Annotated in this window: 22 protein-coding genes; 13 read left to right on the top strand and 9 right to left on the bottom strand. The window is 72.2% G+C overall.

The genetic code is table 11. From position 1 onward, the window contains the following. Positions 1–51: 51 nt before the first annotated feature. The 4 genes from BLV72_RS47855 (at position 52) to era (ending at position 4712) form a co-directional block, all read left to right on the top strand. Positions 52–210, top strand: a complete 159-nt coding sequence (locus BLV72_RS47855; RefSeq protein WP_167746335.1) for a hypothetical protein — start codon at positions 52–54, stop codon at positions 208–210. 193 nt (positions 211–403) lie between these two features. Beyond that, complete coding sequence (locus tag BLV72_RS10120; RefSeq protein WP_093461698.1) at positions 404–3097, top strand: beta strand repeat-containing protein; 2694 nt, start codon at positions 404–406, stop codon at positions 3095–3097. Between the two features lie 132 nt (positions 3098–3229). Beyond that, positions 3230–3580 carry a cytidine deaminase gene (locus tag BLV72_RS10115; RefSeq protein WP_078647413.1) on the top strand — a complete coding sequence of 117 codons (351 nt, stop codon included), beginning with the start codon at positions 3230–3232 and terminating at the stop codon, positions 3578–3580. 175 nt (positions 3581–3755) lie between these two features. Continuing rightward, positions 3756–4712 (top strand): GTPase Era, encoded by a 957-nt coding sequence (era, locus tag BLV72_RS10110; RefSeq protein WP_093461697.1) that lies wholly within the window; start codon positions 3756–3758, stop codon positions 4710–4712. Between the two features lie 265 nt (positions 4713–4977). Here the strand turns inward: era and BLV72_RS10100 are convergent, their stop codons facing one another. Beyond that, entirely contained in the window at positions 4978–5244 is a 267-nt protein-coding gene (locus BLV72_RS10100) for a protealysin inhibitor emfourin (RefSeq protein ID WP_078641349.1), read from the bottom strand. Positions 5245–5271: 27 nt separating this feature from the next. Then, the gene (locus BLV72_RS10095; RefSeq protein ID WP_093461694.1) at positions 5272–6381 is read right to left on the bottom strand and encodes a M4 family metallopeptidase; all 1110 of its coding nucleotides are present in this window, start codon (positions 6379–6381) and stop codon (positions 5272–5274) included. Between the two features lie 335 nt (positions 6382–6716). On the opposite strand from BLV72_RS10095, the gene leuA reads away from it, so the two are divergent. From leuA to BLV72_RS10065, 5 genes are all read left to right on the top strand, one after another. Further along, on the top strand, positions 6717–8513 hold the full coding sequence (leuA, locus tag BLV72_RS10085; RefSeq protein WP_093461692.1) for a 2-isopropylmalate synthase: 1797 nt from the start codon (positions 6717–6719) through the stop codon (positions 8511–8513). A 215-nt stretch (positions 8514–8728) separates the two neighbouring features. After that, on the top strand, positions 8729–9439 hold the full coding sequence (locus tag BLV72_RS10080; RefSeq protein ID WP_093461690.1) for a TerB family tellurite resistance protein: 711 nt from the start codon (positions 8729–8731) through the stop codon (positions 9437–9439). A 150-nt stretch (positions 9440–9589) separates the two neighbouring features. Next, positions 9590–11824, top strand: coding sequence for an MMPL family transporter (locus BLV72_RS10075; protein WP_093461688.1), 2235 nt, complete (start codon positions 9590–9592; stop codon positions 11822–11824). Positions 11825–11961: 137 nt separating this feature from the next. After that, positions 11962–13368 carry a sensor histidine kinase gene (locus BLV72_RS10070; RefSeq protein ID WP_093461687.1) on the top strand — a complete coding sequence of 469 codons (1407 nt, stop codon included), beginning with the start codon at positions 11962–11964 and terminating at the stop codon, positions 13366–13368. Next, positions 13365–14186 carry a response regulator transcription factor gene (locus BLV72_RS10065; RefSeq protein ID WP_280143009.1) on the top strand — a complete coding sequence of 274 codons (822 nt, stop codon included), beginning with the start codon at positions 13365–13367 and terminating at the stop codon, positions 14184–14186. Before BLV72_RS10070 ends, BLV72_RS10065 begins: the two co-directional genes overlap by 4 nt. Positions 14187–14230: 44 nt before the next feature. Here the strand turns inward: BLV72_RS10065 and BLV72_RS10060 are convergent, their stop codons facing one another. Both BLV72_RS10060 and BLV72_RS10055 read right to left on the bottom strand, forming a co-directional pair. Then, entirely contained in the window at positions 14231–15337 is a 1107-nt protein-coding gene (locus BLV72_RS10060) for a glycoside hydrolase family 18 protein (protein WP_093461685.1), read from the bottom strand. A gap of 158 nt (positions 15338–15495) precedes the next feature. Further along, on the bottom strand, positions 15496–16140 hold the full coding sequence (locus BLV72_RS10055; RefSeq protein WP_093461684.1) for a GNAT family N-acetyltransferase: 645 nt from the start codon (positions 16138–16140) through the stop codon (positions 15496–15498). A 101-nt stretch (positions 16141–16241) separates the two neighbouring features. On the opposite strand from BLV72_RS10055, the gene BLV72_RS10050 reads away from it, so the two are divergent. The 3 genes from BLV72_RS10050 (at position 16242) to BLV72_RS10040 (ending at position 17786) form a co-directional block, all read left to right on the top strand. After that, complete coding sequence (locus tag BLV72_RS10050; RefSeq protein ID WP_018087470.1) at positions 16242–16451, top strand: helix-turn-helix domain-containing protein; 210 nt, start codon at positions 16242–16244, stop codon at positions 16449–16451. After that, positions 16451–17164, top strand: a complete 714-nt coding sequence (locus BLV72_RS10045; protein WP_093461682.1) for a Clp protease N-terminal domain-containing protein — start codon at positions 16451–16453, stop codon at positions 17162–17164. Before BLV72_RS10050 ends, BLV72_RS10045 begins: the two co-directional genes overlap by 1 nt. 73 nt (positions 17165–17237) lie before the next feature. Then, positions 17238–17786 (top strand): GNAT family N-acetyltransferase, encoded by a 549-nt coding sequence (locus BLV72_RS10040; protein WP_093461681.1) that lies wholly within the window; start codon positions 17238–17240, stop codon positions 17784–17786. A gap of 119 nt (positions 17787–17905) precedes the next feature. On the opposite strand, the gene BLV72_RS10035 is transcribed toward BLV72_RS10040, so the two are convergent. The 3 genes from BLV72_RS10035 to BLV72_RS49745 all read right to left on the bottom strand — a co-directional run bounded on the left by BLV72_RS10035 (position 17906) and on the right by BLV72_RS49745 (position 20043). Further along, positions 17906–18169 (bottom strand): hypothetical protein, encoded by a 264-nt coding sequence (locus BLV72_RS10035; protein WP_244320714.1) that lies wholly within the window; start codon positions 18167–18169, stop codon positions 17906–17908. After that, positions 18166–19512: a S8 family peptidase gene (locus BLV72_RS10030; protein WP_093461678.1), complete on the bottom strand. Its 1347-nt coding sequence runs from the start codon at positions 19510–19512 to the stop codon at positions 18166–18168. The genes BLV72_RS10035 and BLV72_RS10030 overlap by 4 nt, the downstream gene beginning before the upstream one ends. 270 nt (positions 19513–19782) lie before the next feature. After that, positions 19783–20043 (bottom strand): DJ-1/PfpI family protein, encoded by a 261-nt coding sequence (locus BLV72_RS49745; protein WP_244320713.1) that lies wholly within the window; start codon positions 20041–20043, stop codon positions 19783–19785. Between the two features lie 171 nt (positions 20044–20214). On the opposite strand from BLV72_RS49745, the gene BLV72_RS10020 reads away from it, so the two are divergent. Next, positions 20215–20580, top strand: coding sequence for an MmcQ/YjbR family DNA-binding protein (locus BLV72_RS10020; protein WP_093461675.1), 366 nt, complete (start codon positions 20215–20217; stop codon positions 20578–20580). A gap of 42 nt (positions 20581–20622) precedes the next feature. Here the strand turns inward: BLV72_RS10020 and BLV72_RS10015 are convergent, their stop codons facing one another. Beyond that, a complete protein-coding gene (locus tag BLV72_RS10015; protein ID WP_093461673.1) occupies positions 20623–21096 on the bottom strand; it encodes a carboxymuconolactone decarboxylase family protein in 474 nt (157 codons plus the stop codon). 129 nt (positions 21097–21225) lie between these two features. After that, a complete protein-coding gene (locus tag BLV72_RS10010) occupies positions 21226–22170 on the bottom strand; it encodes an amidohydrolase family protein (RefSeq protein ID WP_093461672.1) in 945 nt (314 codons plus the stop codon). Positions 22171–22175 lie beyond the last annotated feature (5 nt).

Below are 22175 nucleotides of genomic sequence, written 5' to 3'. Positions count from 1 at the left end.
CCCCGTGGGCGGGGCCGCGCCGTCATGCCGCGAAACCGGAGCCGCGCCGTCATGCCGCGCAGCCCGCCGCGCCGCGCTCCCGCGGCACGCGCCGGGGCGCGGCACCGTCTGCGCGACAGCGGGCCGTCGCGCCAGCGCATCGGCAACGCGCGGGCCGCGCTGCGCCATACGAGTGGAATAGCCGTCCGCTCCCTGGCCCATCTGGCGTAGGCACCCGCTTACTTGCAGATACCGACTGGTGGGTCGCCCATACCTCTGTCGGGGGACAGCCGACTTGTCTCGCCTGACGTAGACAGGTCGGCCGTATGGGCACCCCCGCGCAGAGGCCATGGCTCCGCGTGGCACGCGCCGCGCGGAGCCGGGCGGCTCATCCCCCTGAGCTCAGGAAAGGGCGGCCGCTTCCATGTCCACCACCACGGTGACCTCCACGCCGAATCCCTCCGTCTTCGGTCAATCCGTCACCTACACCGCCACCGTCACCGGCATCACCGCCGGGACTCCTCCGTTCGGAGACGTGACCTTCACCATCGCCGGTGGCCCGACCATCGGCCCCGTGCCGCTCACCCCCACCGGGCCCGACTCCGGCACGGCCAGCGTGACCGACTCGTCCCTCGTCGCCGTCGGCTCCCACCTGGTCACGGCGACCTTCGTCAACTCCACCGACCCGAGCGACAATTCGTCCGGCACGACCATCCAGCAGATCAACCAGGCGGCGACCACCACCACCGTCACCTTCGTCCCGCCCGCGCCCGTCTGCGGCGAGACCGTGACGCTGACCGCCAATGTGGCGGCGGTGCCCCCGGGCAACGGCACCCCCACCGGTACGGTCACCTTCATCATCAGCGCGGACGGGCCCACGGTGACCGGGACCCTCGACGCGTCGGGGAACGCCTCCGTCACCGTCCCCGCCCTGAGCGTGGGCACGCACCAGGTCGCCGCGTTCTACAACGGCGACACCAACTTCGCCCCGTCCAACTCGACCTTGACGCCGCTCACCGTCAACCCGGCCGACTCGACCACGACCCTCACCGTGTCCCCGGCCGCGCCGGTCTGCGGTGAGGAGGTGACCCTGTGCGCCCAGGTCACCACGACGCCACCCGGCACCTGTACCCCGACGGGCACGGTGACGTTCGCCGTCGACGGTGTTCCGTTCGTCGTCGGCGCGCTCGACGCGAGTGGCCAGGTGTGCGTGACAAACGCGAACATCCCGGTGGGGACACACACCGTGACGGCCACCTACAACGGCAACGGGGATGTCGCGGGCTCGACCGACACCGGCTCGGTCACGGTCGGTCAGGGAGCGTCGACCACAACGGTCACGGTGTCACCGGCCGCACCGGTGTGCGGCGAGCTGGTGACCTTGTGTGCGCAGGTGACTACGACGCCGCCCGGCACGTGTACTCCGACGGGGACGGTGACGTTCACGATCGCGGGTGGTCCGACCCTGACCGGGACGCTCGACGCGGCCGGTCAGGCGTGTGTGACGACCAATGCCATTCCGGTGGGCACGCACGCGGTGACGGCTTCGTACGCGGGCGACGCGGGCGTGGCGGGTTCGTCGGGGTCCGGGTCCGTCACCGTCGGGCAGGCCGCGTCCACGACCGCTTTGACCATCACGCCCGTCTCTCCGTCGTGCGGCGAGCTGGTGACCTTGTGTGCGCAGGTGACTACGACGCCGCCCGGCACGTGTACTCCGACGGGGACGGTGACGTTCACGATCGCGGGTGGTCCGACCCTGACCGGGACGCTGAACGCCAGTGGCCAGGCGTGTGTGACGACCAGTGCCATTCCGGTGGGCACCCACGCGGTGACGGCCACCTACTCCGGCGACACCGGCGTGGCGGGCTCGTCCGCCTCCGGGTCCGTCACGGTCAACCAGGGCGTCTCCACCACGACGCTGAGCTTCCTGCCCGGCTCTCCGGTGTGCGGCCAGCCGGTGACCCTGTGCGCGCAGGTGACCACGACGCCGCCCGGCACGTGCACGCCGACCGGGACGGTGACGTTCACGATCGCGGGTGGTCCGACCCTGACCGGAACGCTCGACGCGACCGGTCAGGCGTGTGTGACGACCAGCGCCATTCCGGTCGGCACCCACGCGGTGACGGCCACCTACGCGGGCAACACGGGAGTCGCGGGCTCCTCGGTCTCCGGATCCATCACCGTCGGCCAGGCCGCGTCCACGACCGCATTGACCATCACGCCCGTCTCTCCGGTGTGCGGCCAGCCGGTGACCCTGTGCGCGCAGGTGACCACGACATCGCCCGGCACCTGTACTCCGACCGGGACGGTGACGTTCACGATCGCGGGTGGTCCGACCCTGACCGGGACGCTGAACGCCAGTGGCCAGGCGTGTGTGACGACCAGTGCCATTCCGGTGGGCACCCACGCGGTGACGGCTTCGTACGCGGGCGACACGGGCGTGGCGGGCTCCTCGGCCTCCGGCTCCGTCACCGTCGGCCAGGCGACCACCACGACCACGCTCACCTCCTCGCCGAACCCGTCCGCCCCCGGCCAGAACGTGACGTTCACCGCCACCGTGACCGCGGTGCCGCCGGCGACGGGCACCCCGACCGGGACCGTCACCTTCGTGATCAGCGGCGGGCCCACCCTCACCGGCACGCTCAACGGCGCGGGACAGGCCACCGTCAGCACCAACAGCCTCACCACCGGGGCGCACACGGTCACCGCCACCTACGGCGGCGACACCTGCTTCGCCGGTTCCAACTCACCGACGATCACCCAGAACGTGGTCGCGGCGCCGACCGGGACCACCGTGACCGCCACCCCGGCCACCATCCGGCTGCGGATCAACGGCACGTTCGTCATCCCGACCCTGAGCGCGACACTGAGGGACGCGTCGAACAACCCGATCCCCGGCCAGACCCTCACCTTCGTCGCCGACTCCGTACTGGGCCCGATCGCGCTGGGCAGCGCGGTCACCAACGCCAGCGGCACGGCGACGCTCAGCAACGTCGCCGTCCCGCCGACGGTGATCACCGCCTCGACGTACACCGCCTCCTTCGCGGGCGCACCGGGTTTGAGCCCGTCGTCCGGTTCGGCCTCGCTGACCTTCCAGCCGACGCCGATCCTGCCGTAAGGAGCTGAGCACAACCGCACAACCGCACAACCGCGTATCGCCCGCGCCGGGCCGCCGCACCGCGGCCCGGCGCGGGCCGCCGTGTGCCCACCGGCGTCACCGCCGGTCAACGCCCCGCATATGCTCATCCGCATGAGCGAAGCAGCGCAGCTGGACCCCGAAGACCGCAAGATCATCACGCTGGCCCGCTCCGCGCGGGCCCGTAACTCCGTGGCGGAGGGCGCCGCCGTCCGCGATGAGACGGGCCGTACGTATGTCGCCGGGACCGTGGCCCTCGACTCGCTGAAACTGAGCGCCCTGCGGACCGCCGTCGCCATGGCCGTGGCGAGCGGTGCCACGTCCCTGGAGGCCGCGGCCGTGGTGACCGAGGCGGAGAGCGCGTCCGACGAGGACCGTGCGGCCGTCCGGGACCTCGGCGGGGCCGGGACGCCGGTGCTGCTGGCGGGCCTTGACGGCACCCTGCGGGCCACGCTGCCGGCCTGACCGACCCATCGGCCACCGGCGGTCGTACGGGGCCGGGACGGCTGGTTGTACGGGGCGCGGGATGACGGGTCGTACGAGGCCGGGACGGCCGGTCGCACGCCGCCGGGACCACCGGCCGTAAGAGGCCCGGGACGACTGGTCCGAGCGGGCCGGGGCATCGGGGAGAATGGGGTCCATGACTGCCGGTACCTCCCCGTCCCCGACCGAGCAGCGGGAGACCCCGCACCGCTCGGGCTTCGCCTGCTTCGTCGGCCGCCCCAACGCGGGCAAGTCGACCCTGACCAACGCGCTGGTGGGGACGAAGGTCGCGATCACCTCGAACCGCCCGCAGACCACCCGCCACACCGTCCGCGGCATCGTGCACCGCCCCGAGGCCCAGCTCGTGCTCGTCGACACCCCCGGTCTGCACAAGCCGCGCACCCTGCTCGGCGAGCGGCTCAACGATGTCGTGCGCACGACCTGGGCCGAGGTCGACGTCATCGGCTTCTGCCTGCCCGCCGACCAGAAGCTCGGCCCCGGCGACCGTTACATCGCCACCGAACTCGCCGGGATCAAGAAGACCCCCAAGGTCGCGATCGTCACCAAGACCGACCTGGTCGAGTCCAAGCAGCTGGCCGAGCAACTGATCGCCATCGACCGGCTCGGCACGGAGCTGGGCATCGAATGGGCCGAGATCGTCCCGGTGTCGGCCGTGGGCGACAAGCAGGTGGGCCTGCTGGCGGATCTGCTGGTCCCGCTGCTGCCCGAGGGCCCGGCGCTCTACCCCGAGGGCGACCTCACCGATGAGCCCGAGCAGGTCATGGTCGCCGAGCTGATCCGGGAGGCCGCGCTGGAGGGCGTACGGGACGAACTGCCGCACTCCATCGCGGTGGTCGTGGAGGAGATGCTGCCCCGCGAGGACCGCCCCGCGGACCGGCCGCTCCTCGACATCCACGCCAACCTCTACATCGAGCGGCCCAGCCAGAAGGGCATCATCATCGGCCCCAAGGGACGCCGCCTCAAGGAGGTCGGCACCAAGTCCCGCAAGCACATCGAGGCGCTGCTCGGTACGCCGGTCTTCCTCGACCTTCATGTCAAGGTGGCCAAGGATTGGCAGCGCGACCCGAAGCAGCTGCGGAAGCTGGGGTTCTGAGCCGGGCCCACGCCGCTGTGGAAGCCACGCCGGTCGGAGGCCGGCGCGGCCGTGCGTGGCCCGGGAGGCCCCCTGGGGCCGAGCGGTGCGAGGGCGGCAGAGGGAGGGGGTTCGAGGCGCTGCTCGGTACGCCGGTCTTCCTCGACCTTCATGTCAAGGTGGCCAAGGATTGGCAGCGCGACCCGAAGCAGCTGCGGAAGCTGGGGTTCTGAGCCGGGCCCACGCCGCTGTGGAAACGGGAGTCCTGAGCCCCCGTTGAGCGTCCCTACGCGCCTTCCTTCAGCACCGTGCGGATCAGTTCCCGCTGGGCGTCGCTCAGATGGGGGTCCGCGGCGTGGACGGTGCGGCCGTCGACGGTGATCTCGTACTGGAACCCGTCGGGGACGCCGCGGGCGGCCGTGATGTGGCCGGTCTCGACGGCCTGATGGGCCAGGGCGTCCAGATGCGTGGCGTCGGGCCGGCCGGTGGTGTCCAGCTCGGCCCGGCGCTCGATTCCGGCGAAACCGCCGGTGCGGGTGACGGAGATGCGCATGACTCCATCACTACCCGATGGCGTGCTCTACCGCGCGCCCACGCGGGCCCGCAGATCGGTGATGCCCACCCCGGCCCATGCCTCCTGCACCGCCGTCTGCTCCTCGCCCTCGCCGTAGCGGGCGTGCGCCGCGGCGACCGTAAGGTGGGCGAAGTCGGCGAACTCCGCGTCGGAGGCCAGATCGCCGCCGGTCAGCACGTCGAACCAGATCTGCCCGGCGCGCTCCCAGGCGTTGCCGCCCAGGGCGGTGGCGGCCAGGTAGAAGGCGTGGTTGGGGATGCCGGAGTTGATGTGGACGCCGCCGTTGTCGCGTGAGGTGCGGACGTAGTCGTCCATCGTGCCCGGCTGCGGGTCCTTGCCCAGCACATCGTCGTCGTAGGCCGTGCCCGGGGCCTTCATCGAGCGCAGGGCCACCCCGGTGACCCGGTCCGTCAGCAGCCCCGCGCCGATCAGCCAGTCGGCCTCCTCGGCGCTGTGGCCGAGCACATGCTGCTTGACCAGTGAGCCGAAGACGTCGGACATCGACTCGTTGAGCGCCCCGGACTGGCCGAAGTACTCGAGGTTGGCGGTGTACTGCGTGACCCCGTGGGTGAGCTCATGGGCCATGACGTCGACCGGGATGGTGAAGTCCAGGAAGACCTCGCCGTCCCCGTCGCCGAAGACCATCTGCTCGCCGTCCCAGAAGGCGTTGTTGTAGTCCTCGCTGTAGTGGACGCTCGCGTTCAGCGGCAGGCCGGAGTCGTCGATCGAGCGCCTGCCGTACGCCTTGAGGAAGAGCTCGAAGGTCGCGCCGAGCCCGTCGTAGGCGCGGTTCACCGAGTCGTCCCCGCTCGCCTGGTCGCCCTCGCCGCGCACCTTCTTCCCCGGCAGCGAGGTCTTGCGGTGGGCGTCGTAGATGGTGCGCTCGGGCTTGTCGGAGGGCGCGGCGGCCCGCGCGGCGGGGACCCCGCGCACGGTGGTGATCCGGCGGCGGGTGCGCTGCAGGGCGTCGTGCTCCAGGGTGCGGCGGGCGAGACCGGCCAGCGAGGCGTCCTCGGCATGGGACAGCTTGTCGAGGACATGCGGCGGCACGATCGTGCAGAAGGTGTCACGGCGGTGACTGCGGGCCCGCGCGGGGGCATTGGCGTTGGCGTCCATGGCTGGCAATGTCGCACCACGTGGGGTGCGTGTCACGCCTTGCGGTCATGATTGCTGAAATCGAGTGGAAGATGTGTATTCCTCCGCAGACCATGTTTCCGTCCGCATGGTGATACGGGTTCCGCCGCGTGGACGTGTCTCGGTTAGGCTGCTCCGCATCATGCGTTTCGGGCTGCTTCTTCTTAGCTGCCGCGGCGAGGGCCTGTAGTCGAAGGCCGACCCCCTCCCCGCGGAGTTCGGCGTTGCAGTGATCACGCCCTGTCGGCCGCCCCAGGATCTCCGCGACAGCGGATTGGTCCTGTGGACAGCGGATTACCCAAGGAGCCCCGCGCACCATGACGACTCACTCCGATACGCCCGGCCATTCCGCGACCTCCGGCAGCGCCGTCGGCCGTCCGACGCCCCTCACGGCCGCGACCGTCACCCAGCGCCCCTCCGGTATGCCGATCCACAAGTACGGCCCGTACGAGGCCGTCGACATCCCGGACCGCACCTGGCCGGACAACCGCATCACCGTCGCCCCGCGCTGGCTGTCCACCGATCTGCGGGACGGCAACCAGGCGCTGATCGACCCGATGTCCCCGGCCCGCAAGCGCGAGATGTTCGACCTGCTGGTGCGCATGGGCTACAAGGAGATCGAGGTCGGCTTCCCCTCCTCCGGTCAGACCGACTTCGACTTCGTACGGTCGATCATCGAGGAGGGCGCGATCCCGGAGGACGTGACGATCTCCGTCCTCACCCAGGCGCGCGAGGAGCTGATCGAGCGCACCGTGGATTCGCTGCGCGGGGCGCACAGGGCCACCGTGCATCTGTACAACGCCACCGCGCCCACCTTCCGCCGCGTCGTCTTCCGCGGCACCCGGGAGCAGGTCAAGCAGATCGCGGTGGACGGCACCCGGCTGGTGGTGGAGTACGCCGACAAGATCCTCGGCGATGAGACGGTCTTCGGCTACCAGTACAGCCCGGAGATCTTCACCGACACCGAGCTGGACTTCGCGCTGGAGGTCTGCGAGGGCGTCATGGACGTCTGGCAGCCCGAAGAGGGCCGCGAGATCATCCTCAATCTGCCGGCCACCGTCGAGCGCTCGACCCCCTCCACCCACGCGGACCGCTTCGAGTGGATGTCGCGCCGGCTGTCCCGGCGCGAGCACATCTGCCTGTCGGTGCATCCGCACAACGACCGCGGCACCGCCGTCGCCGCCGCCGAGCTGGCGATCATGGCCGGGGCGGACCGGATCGAGGGCTGTCTGTTCGGGCAGGGCGAGCGCACCGGCAATGTCGACCTGGTGACGCTGGGCATGAACCTGTTCTCCCAGGGTGTCGACCCGCAGATCGACTTCTCGCAGATCGACGAGATCCGTCGCACCGCCGAGTACTGCAACCAGATGGAGATCCACCCGCGCCACCCCTACGCGGGCGATCTGGTCTACACCTCCTTCTCCGGCTCCCACCAGGACGCCATCAAGAAGGGATTCGAGGCGCTGGAGGCGAGCGCCGCCGAGCAGGGCAAGACGGTGGACGAGATCGAGTGGGCGGTCCCGTACCTGCCCATCGACCCCAAGGACGTCGGCCGCTCCTACGAGGCCGTGATCCGGGTGAATTCGCAGTCCGGCAAGGGCGGCATCGCCTATGTCCTGAAGAACGACCACAACCTGGACCTGCCGCGCAGGATGCAGATCGAGTTCTCCAAGACGATTCAGGCCAAGACCGATGCCGAGGGCGGCGAGGTCACCCCGGGCCAGATCTGGGCGGCCTTCCAGGACGAGTACCTGCCGACCGAGGACAACCGGTGGGGCCGGATCGCGCTGCGCAGCGCGCAGACGTCCACCACCAGCGAGGGCACCGACGCGCTCACCGTCGAGACGGTCGTGGACGGTGCCGAGACGGTGCTGACCGGCACCGGCAACGGCCCGCTGGCGGCCTTCTTCGACGCCCTGGCCTCGATCGATGTGGACGTACGGCTGCTGGACTACTCCGAGCACACGCTGAGCGAGGGCGCCGCGTCCCAGGCCGCCGCGTACATCGAATGCGCGATCGACGGGCAGGTGCTGTGGGGTGTCGGGATCGACGCCAACATCGTGCGGGCCTCGCTCAAGGCGGTCGTCTCCGCGGTGAACCGGGCGCGCCGGTAATTTTTTCGGCGCGTAGATGATCTCTCGACCGACGGATCCGACGGGCTCATCACCCCGTTGACCTTGTCACCCACACGGGCCCCGTTCACCATGCGAGGTGGGCGGGGCCTCGGGTTTGGCCTGTTGTCTCCGTTCGGGGTACTGACGTCACATCATGGATGTGGCTAGCATCACGTCAACGCGGCAACGTGGCCGAAGCGTTATGGAGGTGTGACGTGGTGCACCGGCGAGCCCGCCGTGACCGGGACCTGTGTGTGGTAGGCGTGCGCACTCTGTGGCGGACTGTCGGCGATGGTGAGTTCTTCTGCCCCGAATGCGGAGGTGACCGCAACTTCCGCCGCCGTACCGGCCGCCGTCGCATCGTGGTGCTCGGCTTGCCCGTGCTGCCACGCGGACCGGTCGCGCCCATCGTGGAATGCGCGGCCTGCGGCAGCCGCTACGGCACCGAGGTGCTCGACCACCCCACGACCATCCGCTTCTCCGCGATGCTCCGCGACGCGGTGCACACCGTGGCCCTCGCGGTCCTCGCCGCGGGCGGCACCGAGGCGACGGCGGTCCGGCAGGTCGCGGTCGGCGCGGTGCGCGCAGCCGGGTTCGCCGACTGCAGCGAGGAGCAGCTGCTCGCGCTCATCGAGGCGCTCGCCGCCGACACCGGGCGGCTCCCGGGCGCGTGCGGCGAGCGCGACGGCCTGGACCCGTGCGGTACGGCGCTGGCCATCGAGCTGCATGAGGCCCTGGAGCCGCTGGCCCCGCATCTGGCCCCCACCGGCCGGGAGGCCATCCTCCTCCAGGGCGCCCGGATCGCCGTGGCCGACGGGCCGTACCGCCCGGCCGAGCGCGCGGTCCTGGAAACCGTCGGCCGGGCCCTGATGATCTGCCCGGACGACACGGCCCGGCTGCTGGCCGCGACAAGGGCGGCGTTCTGAAGCCACAAGGGTGGCGCTCTGAAACGGAAATTCCGGTTCGCCTCCGTACTCCCCCGGGAGTAATCGGCCCCGTCCCGCCCCCGGCGCAGTAGCCGCCATCTCCGTCGCCGGCGCGACGTATCGGCGCCCCCGCGCCGGAAGCCTGGGGGCATGCAGACGACATCGTCAGGGATCCCGAGCGATCCCCATCAATCGGACGCGGCACCGCGCTCCGCGGCCGGGCCGCCCTCCGGGCCCGGCGGCAAGCGACACCGCTCACTGCCCTGGGCGCTGATCGCGGGCTGGGTGCTGCTGCTCCTCGTCGCCGTCCCCTTCGCGGGCAAGCTCGAGGGCGTCAAGCGGGACACGGCCGTCGACTACCTCCCGGCGGGCGCCGACTCCACCCAGGTGGCCCGGCTCCAGGAGCGGCTGCCCGGTGGCGACACCATCGACCTCGTCCTCGTCTACCACCGTGACGGCGGGCTGACCGACGCCGACCGTAAGGCGGCCGGCGAGAAGGTCGCCGAGGTCGCGGGGCGCCACGACATCGTCGGTGGGCAGGCGCCGCGCGCCGTACCGTCCAAGGACGGCACGACCGTGATGTACCCCATGGCGCTCACCGGCGTGACGGACGAGAAGGAGCGGGCCGACGCCGTCAAGGACGTCCGCGCCGAGCTCGCCTCCCACCCCGAGGGCCTGAGCGTCCAGGTCGGCGGTCCCGGGGCGCTCAGCGCCGATTCGCAGGAGGTCTTCGCCTCCACCGACGGCACGCTGATGTTCGCCACCGCCGGGGTGGTCGCCCTGCTGCTGATCATCACCTATCGCAGCCCCCTGCTGTGGCTGGTTCCGCTGGGGGTGGTCGGGGTCGCCGCCATGGCCGCGATGGCGATCGTCTACGGCCTCGTCCAGGGCTTCGACCTCGTCGTCACCAGCATGAGCTCCTCGATCATGACGGTGCTGGTCTTCGGCGCGGGCACCGACTACGCCCTGCTGATCGTCTCCCGCTACCGCGAGGAGCTCCGCCGCCACCGCGCCCCGTACGACGCGATGCGCGAGGCCCTGCGCGGCTGCGGTCCGGCCGTGCTCGCCTCCAGCGGCACCGTCGCCGCCGGGCTGCTGTGCCTGCTCGCCGCCGACCTCAACAGCAGCAGCGGACTGGGCCCGGTCGGCGCGGTCGGGGTCGTCTGCGCGCTGGCGGCCATGATGACGCTGCTGCCCGCGGTGCTCGTGTTGCTGGGGCGGCGGGTGTTCTGGCCGCTGATCCCGGCCTACGGCAGTGAACCGCGGGCGACCCGGCGCGGGTTCTTCGAGGCCATGGGCGCCTCGGCCCGCCATCGGCCCGGAGCCGTCCTGCTCGGCGGTGCCGCGCTGCTGGGCGCTCTCGCCATCGGCGTGCTCAATCTGCCCGGCGACCTCAAGCAGGACGACACCTTCACCGACAAGCCCGAGTCGGTGGCCGCGACCCGGACCCTCGCCCACGCCTATCCGGACAGCAGCAGCCAGCCCATCAGCGTGATGACGCGCACCACGGGGGCGGACGAGGTGCTGCGGCGGGCGCGTGACACGGAGGGGGTCGCGCGGGCGGACCGCGGACGCAGCGGCGGCGGCTGGACGGAGATCGACGTCTTCCCCCACGGCGCCCCGCAGTCGGCGGGGGAGACCGCCACCCTGCACGCCCTGCGCTCCGGTCTCGTACGGGTCGAGGACGCCGACGCGGTGGTCGGCGGGCCCAGCGCCCAGCAGCTCGATCTGAAGGACACCAACGCCCGCGACCGGATGCTGGTCATCCCGCTGGTGCTGATCGCCGTGCTGCTGATCCTCGCGGCCCTGCTGCGCAGCCTCGTGGCGCCGCTGGTCCTGGTCGTCGCCGTGGTCGCCGTATGGGGCGCCGCGATGGGAGTCGGCGGGCTCGTCTTCGACCCGGTCTTCGGCTTCGCCGGAGTGGACCCCGGGCTCCCGCTGCTCTCCTTCGTCTTCCTGGTCGCCCTCGGTGTCGACTACGGCATCTTCCTGATGCACCGGATGCGGGAGGAGTCGCTGCGCGGGGCGGACGTCCCGGACGCGGCCGTGACCGCGCTGCGCACGACGGGCGGGGTGATCGCCTCGGCCGGTCTGGTGCTGGCGGCGACCTTCGCGGTGCTGGCCACGCTGCCGATGGTGATGCTGGTCGAGATGGGGTTCGTGGTGGCGGTCGGCGTGCTGCTCGACACCTTCCTCGTGCGGACGTATCTGGTGACGTCGGCGAGCCTGCTGCTGAAGCGGTGGGTGTGGTGGCCGGGTGCCCTTTTCCGCCGTACGCCCGCCCCGCCCTCCTCGTCGCCTTCGTCGGGCTCCTCGGCGTCGGGAGGCCAGGGCGGGCCCTTTGGCCCCGAGGGCCGTCCCGAACCGGCCGTACGCGGCGGCTGAGGCCGTCCCTGAGCCCGGACCGGCCGCACAGGGGACGGCCGGTCCGGAATCCCCTTCGCACCGCCCGCTGCGTACCGCCTGTTCATACCGCCCCGTTCGTACCGCCCTATGGATCGGCCCGAGGCGGATCCCCGAGGATGGAGCCCGTGCCCGCACCTTCCGCGACCCAGGCCGCGACCACCCCACCGGCGCACCCCGCCGCGCGCTCCACGGCGCACTTCACCGCCCACCGCGCGCTCGCCTCCGTGCTGCGCGCCCTGCACAGCGGCCCCCGCCCCGCAGAGACCCGGGACGAGGCCCGCAGGCGGCGGCGGGTGGACGCCGGGATCGCCGGTGCGGTGCTGGTCCTGCAGATCACGCTGGCCCTGCTCAACCTCGACCGGAACGGCCATCGCCCCGACGCGTTCGGCTGGGCACTGCTCACCGTCAGCGCCGTGGCGCTCGTGGGGCGGCGGCACAGCCCGATGGTGGTCACCGCGGCCGTGGTGCTCATGGTCGGGCCGTACCACGCCATGGACAACGTCCATATCGCGGTCGTCCCGGCCGGGCTCCTCGCCGTCTACACCCTGGCCGTGATCGGCCCGCCGCTGCGGTCCTTCCTCACGGTCGGCATCCTGCTCGCGGGCATGGTGACGATGATGACCCTGGGCAGCAACGTGCAGGCCGGCGCCAACATGCTGCGCAGCTCCGGCTGGGTGCTGTCGGTCGTGGTGATCGGCGAGGCGGTCCGCATCCACCGTAAGTACATCGCCGCGATCCTGGAGCGGGCCGAACGCGCCGAGCGGACGCGTGAGGAGGAGGCGGCCCGGCGGGTCGCCGAGGAACGGCTGCGCATCGCGCGCGATCTGCATGATCTGCTCGCGCACAGCATCACCCTCATCGGCGTCCAGACCTCCGTCGCGGCGCATGTCCTGATCGCCGACCCCGAGCGGCTGGACCGCGAGGCGATGGCCAAGGCGCTCGACGCGATGGCCGACACCTGCCGGGACGCCCGCGCCGAGCTGCGGGCCACCCTCCAGGTGCTCCGCGGTGGCGCGGACGGCGAGACCGGCCACGCGGACGAGGAGGACATCGGCCCGCTGCCGGGGCTCGCCGGGCTCTCCGACCTGGCCGCGGCGGCGGAGGCGGCGGGCGTACGCGTGGACCTTACGGTCGGCGTGGAGGCGGCCGAACTGTCGCCCGCCGTGGGCGCCGCCGCGTACCGGATCGTGCAGGAGGCCCTGACCAACGCCGTACGCCACGCACCCGGCACACGGGTGCGGATCACGCTCGTACGGGACGAGGGGGAGCTGTGCGTCGCCGCCGTGGACGACGGCCCCGACGGCGACGGTGAGCCCCTTACCGCGCCCGCCGAACCGGGCTATGGCATCGTCGGCATGCGCGAGCGGGCCCGCAGCGTCGCGGGCAGCCTGACCGCCGGACCGCGCGAGGACGGCCCGGGCTTCGCGATCAGGGCCGCGCTGCCGTGGGGCCGGGGCGGCCCGCCCGGCGGCCGTACGGGCACCGCACAGACCGCCGCAGCGCCCAGGGAGGCCACCGCATGACGACCGCACCGGACCCGGCACCGGGGACCAGCCCAGCGGAGCCGACGTCAGATACTGCCCCCGTGGAGCCCGCCCCCGGGGCCACCTCGCCGGATCCCGCCTCGCGAACTACCCCACCGGACCCTGCGTCCGGCACCGCCGCGCCGATCAGGGTGCTGCTCGCCGACGACCAGAGGCTGGTCCGTTCCGCCTTCGCCATGCTGGTCTCCTCGGCCCGCGACATGGACGTGGTCGGGCAGGCGGGCACCGGCCGTGAGGCCGTCGAACTGGCCCGCGCCGCCCGCGCCGACCTCGTGGTCATGGACATCCGGATGCCCGACCTCGACGGTATCGAGGCGACGCGCCGCATCGCCGCCGACGAGGACCTCGCCGGTGTCCGGGTCCTCGTCCTGACGACCTACGACACCGATGAGCACATCGTCGAGGCGCTGCGCGCGGGCGCGTCCGGCTTCCTGGTGAAGGACACCCGGCCCGCCGAACTCCTGGACGCCATACGGACGGTGGCGGCGGGGGAGTCCCTGCTCTCGCCCGGCCCCACCGCCCGCCTCATCGCCCGCGTCCTGCGGCTCCCGGACGCCCCGCCGCCCGGCGCCCCGGCCCCCGCCGCTCTGGCCGCGCTCTCCGAGCGCGAGCGCCAGGTGCTCGCCCTCGTCGCCCGCGGCCTCAACAACGCCGAGGCCGCCCAGACCCTCGGCCTCTCACCGCTCACCACCAAGACCCATGTCAGCCGCATCATGGGCAAGCTGGGCGCCCGCGACCGCGCCCAACTGGTCATCGCGGCCTACGAATCCGGCCTGGTCACCCCGTCCCGCTCCTGACCGGGCGCCCCGAGCCGGACGCCGACGCCCCGCCCAGAGCCCTGTCAGTCCGCCTCGCGCCGACCCCAGCCGTCCCGGTACGCCGCCCAGTCGTCGTCCGTCGCCGCGTAGTCCACGTACAGCGCCATCCCGAAGCGCGCACGCCGCCGGTCCTCGCGGCCGAGGCCGAGGCGGGCGCCGCGCACCGCCGCCGGGACGGTCTCCGCCCAGGCGTGACGGCCGAAGTTGTCGGTGTGGTAGCCGGGGAGGCCCATCAGCAGATCCGTGGTCGGCGGGGTGACCTCGAGCGCGAGTTCCGTCTGCTGGGCCACATAGCCGCCGTAGAGGCTCTCCAGCGGCATCGAGGTGTCGTACGACATCACCGCGATCTGGTCGACCCGCCGTGCCACCTGCCCGAAGTACGACTGCGACCACCACTTGGGGTGGCCGGTGAGGAACCCCGCGACCGAGTGCAGGGCGGGCAGCGGGTCGATCTGGTGGGCCGCGACCGACAGCGGGACGTGGCGGGGACGGGTGAGGGCGTGCAGCGCGTCGAGGAGCGCGAGGTAGGTGCGGTCCTCGGAGTGCAGCGGCTCCAGGTCGAAGTGGACGCCGTCGAACCCCGCGTCCAGCACCTGCCGCGCCGAGGCCACGATCCGCGTGTGGTTGTCGCCGTCGGCGAGGCTGAGCCCGGTCGGGCTCTCGGTGTCCAGCACGTCGCCGAGCCACGCCTGGACGCGGACGCCGGGCAGTTCGTGATGGACCGCCTTCAGCAGCCACCCCGCTTTCGGGTAGCGCCCTCGGGGCAGGCTGCCGTCATGCTCCAACGGGCCCGCGTGGACGTACAGATCGCGGATCCCGGTGCCGCGCACCCGCCGCACCAGCCCTTGGAGTTCGGCCTCGCCCTTGCGGCCGTCCACCCACGCGTGTCCGATCCATACGGCGTCCCGGCCCCGGGTCTGTGTACCGGGCCCGGGATCGCCCGCGTACAGCAGCCGCAGCGAGATCCCGGCGGCGAGTACGGCCAGCACCAGGCAGCCGACGAAGGCGGCCACGATCCGCTTGGGCCATTTCAGCCGCGGATGGCGCCAGCGGCGCAGGAACGCCTTGCGCAGACGCCCGAGCGAGGCGCGCCCCTTGGCCAGAGGCTTCGATATATGAGGTTTGACCACGGAAGGGAGGGTAACCAGCGCTGTGCGAACGCGGCTGCCCGCACGAGGGCGCGGCTACCTGACGTGCCCGCCATGGACGCCACCTCCATGAGCCGCACCGGCCCCCTCAAACCACCGTAGAGCGGGCGATGCGGCGTACTCTCGCGTCAGGGCGCCCATCACGGGGCGCCGAACAGCGGCCGGCACGGCTCCAGTCCGGCCATCTCGACCGGGGTGGTGCGGTGTTCCTCCCAGGCCGCGCGGTCCAGCCGCAGCCGCTGAATGGTGCGTGCCTCGCCCCTTACGGCGACCACGGACAGCCCGTCGGGGCGGTAGCCGAGCCGCCGGGAGACCCCCATCGAGCGGCCGTTCTCCACCATCGCGCCCGAGGTCAGCGACAGCGCGCCCAGCCCCTCGAAGGCCAGGTGCGCCACCGCCGCCCGCATCTCCGTGCCCAGGCCCTTGCCCTGATGGGCCGCGCCCAGCCAGGAGCCCGTCTCGGCTTCCCGCGTGACCGCGAATTCGGTCGCGAAGAGGTCCTGTCGCCCGATCACCGCGCCCTCGTGCAGCACCGCGAGGCTCAGCGCCCACTTCTCCGGCCGCCACTCGGCGATCGTGCCCAGCACATGCTGGAAGGTGCCGCGTCCGCGCTCCTCCGGGGGCGCGTCGGTCCAGGGGATGCTGAAGGGCATCTCGGCCGGGTCGTGCACCCCGTCCGCCGCGACCGCGGCGAGTCCGTCGAGCAGGGGGATGTCGGGAAGCCGCAGTTCCAGGCGTGGCGTACGAAGGCGAAGCCCGTACAGGGGCCAGTAATGGGGGTCCATGACGGGAGGCTGCCGGACGTACGGCCGCCGCGTCGAACCAATTACGGCCCCATTCGTCAACCCATGTTGACGGCAGCGAGGCGTCAACCTACATTGACACCATGACCGAAGCAACGGATCTCGCCGAGCGCGCGGGCGACCGGGACCCCCGGGTCGGACTGCGTGCCGTCGCCGCGCTGCGCCGGCTGCTGGAGCAACTGGAGGCCGTCCAGGTGCGCAGCGCCCGTGCCCAGGGCTGGTCGTGGCAGGAGATCGCCGCCGAACTGGGCGTCAGCAGGCAGGCGGTCCACAAGAAGCACGGGAGGCGTTGATGTTCGAGAGGTTCACCACCAGTGCCCGCCAGGTCGTACGCGGCGCCGTCCGCCACGCGGAGGACGCCGGGGCCGACACGGTCGGCGAGGCCGAGCTGCTGCTCGCGCTCCTGGACCGAACGGACGGCGACCGTACGGGCGGCAGCGGTACGGAGGACGGCGGCAGCCATACGGAGGCGAGCGGCGGCCGTAAGGACCGCACCCGTACCCGCGGCGACCGTAAGGGCAGCCCCGCCGCCGAGGTTCTCGCCGCCCTCGGCGCGCACGGCCGCCGCGCCTCGATCGAGCGGGCCCTGGCCGAGGTCCGCCGGCGCGGGGGCATCACCGGCGCCGATGCGGAGGCGCTGGCCGGGCTCGGCATCGATGTGGACGAGATCGTGGCGCGGGTGGAGGAGGCCCATGGCGTGGGGGCCCTCGCCACGGCCGGACCGACCCCTGGAGCCACGTCCGAATCCGCTCCCGGATCCGCCTCCGCACGCGCTCCCCGCCGCGGCAGGCGCCCCCTGCGCCGCCCGTTCTCCCGGGAGGCCAAGTCGGTGCTGGAGCGCTCGCTGCGGATCGCCCTCGCCCGCGGCGACAAGTACATCGGCGATGAGCATCTGCTGCTCGCCCTCACCGCCCGCCCCGGTGTCGCCGCGCATGTCCTGGCCGACCACGACGTGACGTACATCCAGGTCGAACGGGCCCTCACCGCCCGCGCCGCGAAGGGCTGACCCCGGGGCCCGTCCCGCGCGACGGCGCACAATTGGTTTGCTCCCGCACCGCGTTGGGACGCATCCTGACCCGATGTTGATCCGACGAGAGACCCGCTCCGACATCGACGCCATCAGGGCCGTCACCTCGGCCGCGTTCGCGAAGCCGGATACCTCGGACACCATGGGCACCACGGACACCCCGGTCCCGGTCGAGGCCACGCTGCTGGACGAACTCCGGATCAGCGACGGCTGGTTGCCCGCGCTGTCGTTCGTCGCCACCGGCGACCGGGACGAGGTGATCGGACATGTCGTCTGCACCCGCGGCCATGTCGGCGCCGACCTGGCCCTCGCCCTCGGTCTCGGCCCGCTCAGCGTGCACCCCGCCCATCAGCGCCGCGGCGTCGGCCAGGCGCTCGTCCACGCGGTGCTGGGCGCCGCGGACGCCTTCGGTGAATCACTGGTGGCCCTGCTGGGCAGCCCCGCCTATTACGGCCGGTTCGGCTTCCGCCCGTCAACCGATTACGGCATCACGGCCCCGGACCCGGCCTGGGGCGACTACTTCCAGGTCCGGACCCTGACCGCCTATCAGCCCACCCTCAAGGGGGCCTTCGCGTACGCCGAGCCGTTCAACCACGTCTGAGCCCGCAGCCCAAAACGCTGACCCCGGGACCCGGACCCCGGACCCCGGACCCCGGACCCGGACCCCGAATCCCGGACCCCGTGCCCCGGACCGCCGAGCCCCAGGCCGCGAGCCGGAGCTCACTGGATCGGCGCGTCGGGCGGCGGCAGCCGGACGATCTGTTCCCGGTCCACCGCCTCGACGCCGTCCACCGCCTCCAGAACCGGGATCCGGTCCTCGGCGATGGTCCCGGACAGCGACCCGAGGATCTGCTGCTCCCCGGTGACCGTCAGCCCGATCCGCCGCGCGGCCTCCACGACCTGGGCGAACCGGTCCGGGTCGACCGAGAGGATGACCCCGACCGGCCCGGACCGCGCCGCCTGCCCCATCGCGTCCCCGCTCACGGGGCCTGGAGCAGACCCGAGCCGACGTCCGTGGCCGGTTGCGCCAGCGGATGGGCCCCGGACCGCAGACGGGTGCCGAGGTCGGCCGCCGAGGCCTCCGGATGCGCCTGAGCCAGCAGCGTGACGACACCGGCGGCATGCGGCGCCGCCATACTCGTGCCGCTCATCGTCTGGTACGTCCCGCCGGGCGCGGCCGAGAAGATGTCGACCCCGGGCGCCGCGATATTGATCTCCCCGCCCTCGCCGTTGATGGCGCCGCAGGAGAAGAACGCGGTCCCCAGGTCCTTGCCGAGCGCCGCCACCGCCAGGACGGACGGGCAGTTGGCGGGCCGCCCCACCGGCGCCACGAAGCCGGGCCGCCGGCTCTCGTTCCCCGCCGCGGCCACGATCACGGTGCCGAGCCGCAGCGCGCGCCGCGCCACGTTCTCGTACGTCTGCGGGAACAGCTCCCCCGGCTCCACCGGAGCCCCGAGCGACATGGAGATCACCCGGGCGCCCTGGGAGACCGCCCAGGCCATCCCCGCCAGGATCTGGCCGTCGGAGCCCACGCCCTGGTCGCTGAGCACCTTGCCCACCAGCACCCCGGCCTCACCGGCCACGCCGTACCGCGGCGCGTGCCCGGGCTTGGCCGGACCGGCCACCGTGCCGACGCAGTGGGTGCCGTGACCATGGCCGTCCTCGACACTCGCCCCGGGCACGAAGGAGGCCGTCGCCTCGACGCATTCGGTCAGATCCGGATGGTCGGTGTCCACACCGGTGTCGAGCACGGCGACCTTCACCCCGCTGCCGGTCAGATGCGACCAGTTGGCGCGGATCCCCTGGAGCCCCCAGGTGGTGTTCTGCTCGTCCCACGCCGGTCCCAGCGAGGTGGCGAGCTCGGCCCGGGTGTGCCGGGTCACCTCGTCCTCGTCGCTGCGGTACGTCGGGAAGAAGCCGGTCAGCGTGTGGTGCGGCTCCGTGATCACCGACGCGTACACCACGCGCTCCGGCTCCGTCGCGATGATCGTCGGCTCCGCCTCCGCCGTGGTGACCAGCGCATGGCGCTGGTCGGGCTGCACATCGACGACGGCGACGCCGAGCTCGTCGAAGACCACCGACACATCGGGCCGCGCCAGCAGCTCCGCCGCCCCGGGTTCCGCCCCGCGGACGCGTTCCACGGACGCGATCCCGACGGACGAGCGCAGCGCCTCCATCCCGCGCTCGGGTTCCTGCTGATCGAGCAGGACCACATACCGCCCGGTGTACTCCGTCGGCTGCGTCCCCAGCGGCGTACCGGCCCGCTGCGGCCGCTCCCCGTTCGGGCCCCTGCCCATGGGCCCCGCGGGCCCAGGTCCGTTCGTCATTGCCTTCTCCGCTCGTGTGCGCGGTCGCGGTCAGTGCGTCCCCCGAAACGCGGACACGCGCCACTGCGCGGAAAGCCAGGCCCCAAGGACGACGGTCCGGTGCTCCCGTGTACCGGCGCGGTCCTGTGCGTCTTCTTCAGCCCCCACGTTCTCCCACGCCCCGTGTCCCCCCTTATGTCCACCGTCACCCCACGCGTGGGGGGCCGCAACTCGGGGCCCGGCCCGCGCTGCCGGTCGGCGACGACGGCAGAGCGCGTCGAGGTGAGTCCGTCACGGGTTCTGCGCCGCGCGCTGCTCCAATGCCCGCGAGACGGTGCGGGCGATGGATTCGTCGATGCACACGCGCTCGCTCGACACCTCGACGCCGAACCGCGCCAGCTGCTCCCGCGTGGCCCAGTGGGTCGCGGCCCGGTACCCGTCGAGCAGGCCCGCCGCGGCGAGCGCGAGCGAGCCGGTGCAGACCGAGGTGAGGTACGAGGCCGTACGGCCATGGTGCGTGAGGAAGTCGAGCTTGGCGCGATCGAGCAGCACCTCGTCGACGCGGCAGGTTGTGCACAGGCCGTGACATCGACCACGAGCGTTTCTGCCGAGCCTCCACGGATTCTCGCCAGTCGGCTGTCGGAGGGCTGGGCTACGGTGGGTTCGTTGTCGCACCCCTTGAGCCTTTTCGGCCGAGTACGTCGAGTACGAGGAGAATCCGGAGTGACCCCCGAACAACTGCGGTCCTTCTGCCTCTCCTTCAACGCGGTGGTGGAGGAGTCCCCGTTCTCCCGCCACCCGGAGGTCTCGACCTTCAAGGTGCTCGGCAAGATCTTCGCCCTGACGACGCTGGACGCGCGTCCCCTCACGGTGAACCTGAAGTGCGACCCGGCGGACGCGGGCCGGCTCCGTGAGGGGCATCCGGGGCTGATCATCCCGGGGTGGCATATGAACAAGCGCCACTGGAACACGGTGACGGTCGACGGCGACCTCCCGGACCGGCTGGTCCGGGAGCTCATCGAGGACTCCTACGACCTGGTGGTCGCGGGGCTGCCGAAGGCCGAGCGCCTCCGGCTCGACCGCCCTTGAGGGTCTTCAACGGCGGACGCCGGGCGGACGCCGGGCCGGGTCTCAGCCGAACTGGCCGGGCTGGTAGTCCCCGGCGGGCTGCTGGACGATGACGTTCAGGCGGTTGTACGTGTTGATGATGGCGATGATGGCCACCAGGGCGGCGAGCTGTTCCTCGTCGTAGTGCTTGGCCGCGTTCGCCCACGCCTCGTCCGTGACACCCCCGGCCGCGTCGGCGATGCGGGTGCCCTGCTCCGCCAGCTCCAGGGCGGCGCGCTCGGCATCGGTGAACACCGTGGCCTCCCGCCAGACCGCGACCAGGTGGAGGCGCGTCGAGGTCTCCCCGGCCTTCGCGGCCTCCTTGGTGTGCATGTCGGTGCAGAAGCCGCAGCCGTTGATCTGGCTGGCACGGAGCTTCACCAGCTCCTGCGTCGCGGTCGGCAGCGCCGATTCCGTGACCGCCTTGCCCGCGGAGTTGAGGTGCTTCAGGACCGTGCCGAGGAGCGGGTTGCCGAAGAGGTTCAAGCGAGCATCCATGATGGGCTCTCCTATGCCGTTGCCGTGCTGACACCTCCCTGACGGAGCGGCTCGGGCAGATGTGACAGGACCGGATGTGACCTGCGTCTCCCTCCCGGTGGCGAGGCGGCGAGGCGGTGAGGCGGCGGGTCAGCGGACGAGACGGGGGAAGAGCGCCTCGGCGTTGCCGCGGTCGATGGCCTCGGCCTGGCCGGCGGCGTAGTCGGGGTAGGTCTCCAGGTAGTGGTTGTAGTAGGTGCCGGCGTCCTGGGGCGCGAAGGGCCAGTCGCTGCCGTAGAGGACGTGACCGGGCTCGGCGAAGGCCAGCAGCGCGGGCAGGGCACTGGGGCTGGCCGACAGTGCGGTGTCGAAGTAGAACCGCTTCAGGTCGCGCAGGATGTCCTCGGCGTTGCGCTCACGGTCGACGACGGTGGAGGTCAGGCCGGAGAAGCGGTACGCGGCGTAGGGCAGGAAGCCGCCGCCGTGGGAGAGGATCACCCGCATGTTCGGGTAGCGGCCCATGACGCCGTTCAGCACCAGGTTGAGGGCGGTGCGCGTGGTGTCGAAGACGTAGTCGGCGAGCGGGGCGGGGGTGCCGGGCAGCAGCGGCATCGGCGGCTGGGCGGGGTGGACGAAGACCGTGGCGCCGCGGCGGTCGATTTCGGCCCACAGCGGTTCGAAGTCGGGGTCGCCGAGGTAGCGGCCCTGGGCGTTGGACATCAGGACGACGCCGTCGGCACCCAGGGTGTCCAGCGCGTGGGCGGTCTCGGTCAGGGCGGCGTCGACGTCGGGCAGCGGGACGCTGGCGAAGTGGCCGAAGCGGCCGGGGTGGTCCCTGACGACCTCGGCGCCGTACTCGTTGACCGCGCGGGCGAGGTCGCGCGCCTGTGCGTCGCTGCCCAGGTGGATGCCGGGGGAAGTGACCGACAGCACGCCGGTGGCGATGCCCTGCTGGTCCATCATCGCGAGGGCGCCGGTCGGGCTCCAGGCGGGGATGGCCCAGCCGCCGGAGTCGAGGCCGTGCGCGGCGAGGGTCTCGGCCCAGAGGGGCGGGACGATGTGCTGGTGGACGTCGATACGGGCGGGGAAGGTCATGGTGA

Source organism: Streptomyces melanosporofaciens (assembly GCF_900105695.1).
Classification (GTDB): domain Bacteria; phylum Actinomycetota; class Actinomycetes; order Streptomycetales; family Streptomycetaceae; genus Streptomyces; species Streptomyces antimycoticus.
This window is presented reverse-complemented; position numbering and strand designations above follow the sequence as displayed.

Excerpts from the sequence above, each read along its gene's own strand:
- BLV72_RS47855 (WP_167746335.1), top strand. The coding sequence starts at position 52 with ATGCCGCGCAGCCCGCCGCGCCGCGCTCCCGCGGCACGCGCCGGGGCG.
- BLV72_RS10120 (WP_093461698.1), top strand. The coding sequence starts at position 404 with ATGTCCACCACCACGGTGACCTCCACGCCGAATCCCTCCGTCTTCGGT.
- BLV72_RS10115 (WP_078647413.1), top strand. The coding sequence starts at position 3,230 with ATGAGCGAAGCAGCGCAGCTGGACCCCGAAGACCGCAAGATCATCACG.
- era (WP_093461697.1), top strand. The coding sequence starts at position 3,756 with ATGACTGCCGGTACCTCCCCGTCCCCGACCGAGCAGCGGGAGACCCCG.
- BLV72_RS10100 (WP_078641349.1), bottom strand. The coding sequence starts at position 5,244 with ATGCGCATCTCCGTCACCCGCACCGGCGGTTTCGCCGGAATCGAGCGC.
- BLV72_RS10095 (WP_093461694.1), bottom strand. The coding sequence starts at position 6,381 with ATGGACGCCAACGCCAATGCCCCCGCGCGGGCCCGCAGTCACCGCCGT.
- leuA (WP_093461692.1), top strand. The coding sequence starts at position 6,717 with ATGACGACTCACTCCGATACGCCCGGCCATTCCGCGACCTCCGGCAGC.
- BLV72_RS10075 (WP_093461688.1), top strand. The coding sequence starts at position 9,590 with ATGCAGACGACATCGTCAGGGATCCCGAGCGATCCCCATCAATCGGAC.
- BLV72_RS10070 (WP_093461687.1), top strand. The coding sequence starts at position 11,962 with ATGGAGCCCGTGCCCGCACCTTCCGCGACCCAGGCCGCGACCACCCCA.
- BLV72_RS10065 (WP_280143009.1), top strand. The coding sequence starts at position 13,365 with ATGACGACCGCACCGGACCCGGCACCGGGGACCAGCCCAGCGGAGCCG.
- BLV72_RS10055 (WP_093461684.1), bottom strand. The coding sequence starts at position 16,140 with ATGGACCCCCATTACTGGCCCCTGTACGGGCTTCGCCTTCGTACGCCA.
- BLV72_RS10050 (WP_018087470.1), top strand. The coding sequence starts at position 16,242 with ATGACCGAAGCAACGGATCTCGCCGAGCGCGCGGGCGACCGGGACCCC.
- BLV72_RS10045 (WP_093461682.1), top strand. The coding sequence starts at position 16,451 with ATGTTCGAGAGGTTCACCACCAGTGCCCGCCAGGTCGTACGCGGCGCC.
- BLV72_RS10040 (WP_093461681.1), top strand. The coding sequence starts at position 17,238 with ATGTTGATCCGACGAGAGACCCGCTCCGACATCGACGCCATCAGGGCC.
- BLV72_RS10030 (WP_093461678.1), bottom strand. The coding sequence starts at position 19,512 with ATGACGAACGGACCTGGGCCCGCGGGGCCCATGGGCAGGGGCCCGAAC.
- BLV72_RS10015 (WP_093461673.1), bottom strand. The coding sequence starts at position 21,096 with ATGGATGCTCGCTTGAACCTCTTCGGCAACCCGCTCCTCGGCACGGTC.
- BLV72_RS10010 (WP_093461672.1), bottom strand. The coding sequence starts at position 22,170 with ATGACCTTCCCCGCCCGTATCGACGTCCACCAGCACATCGTCCCGCCC.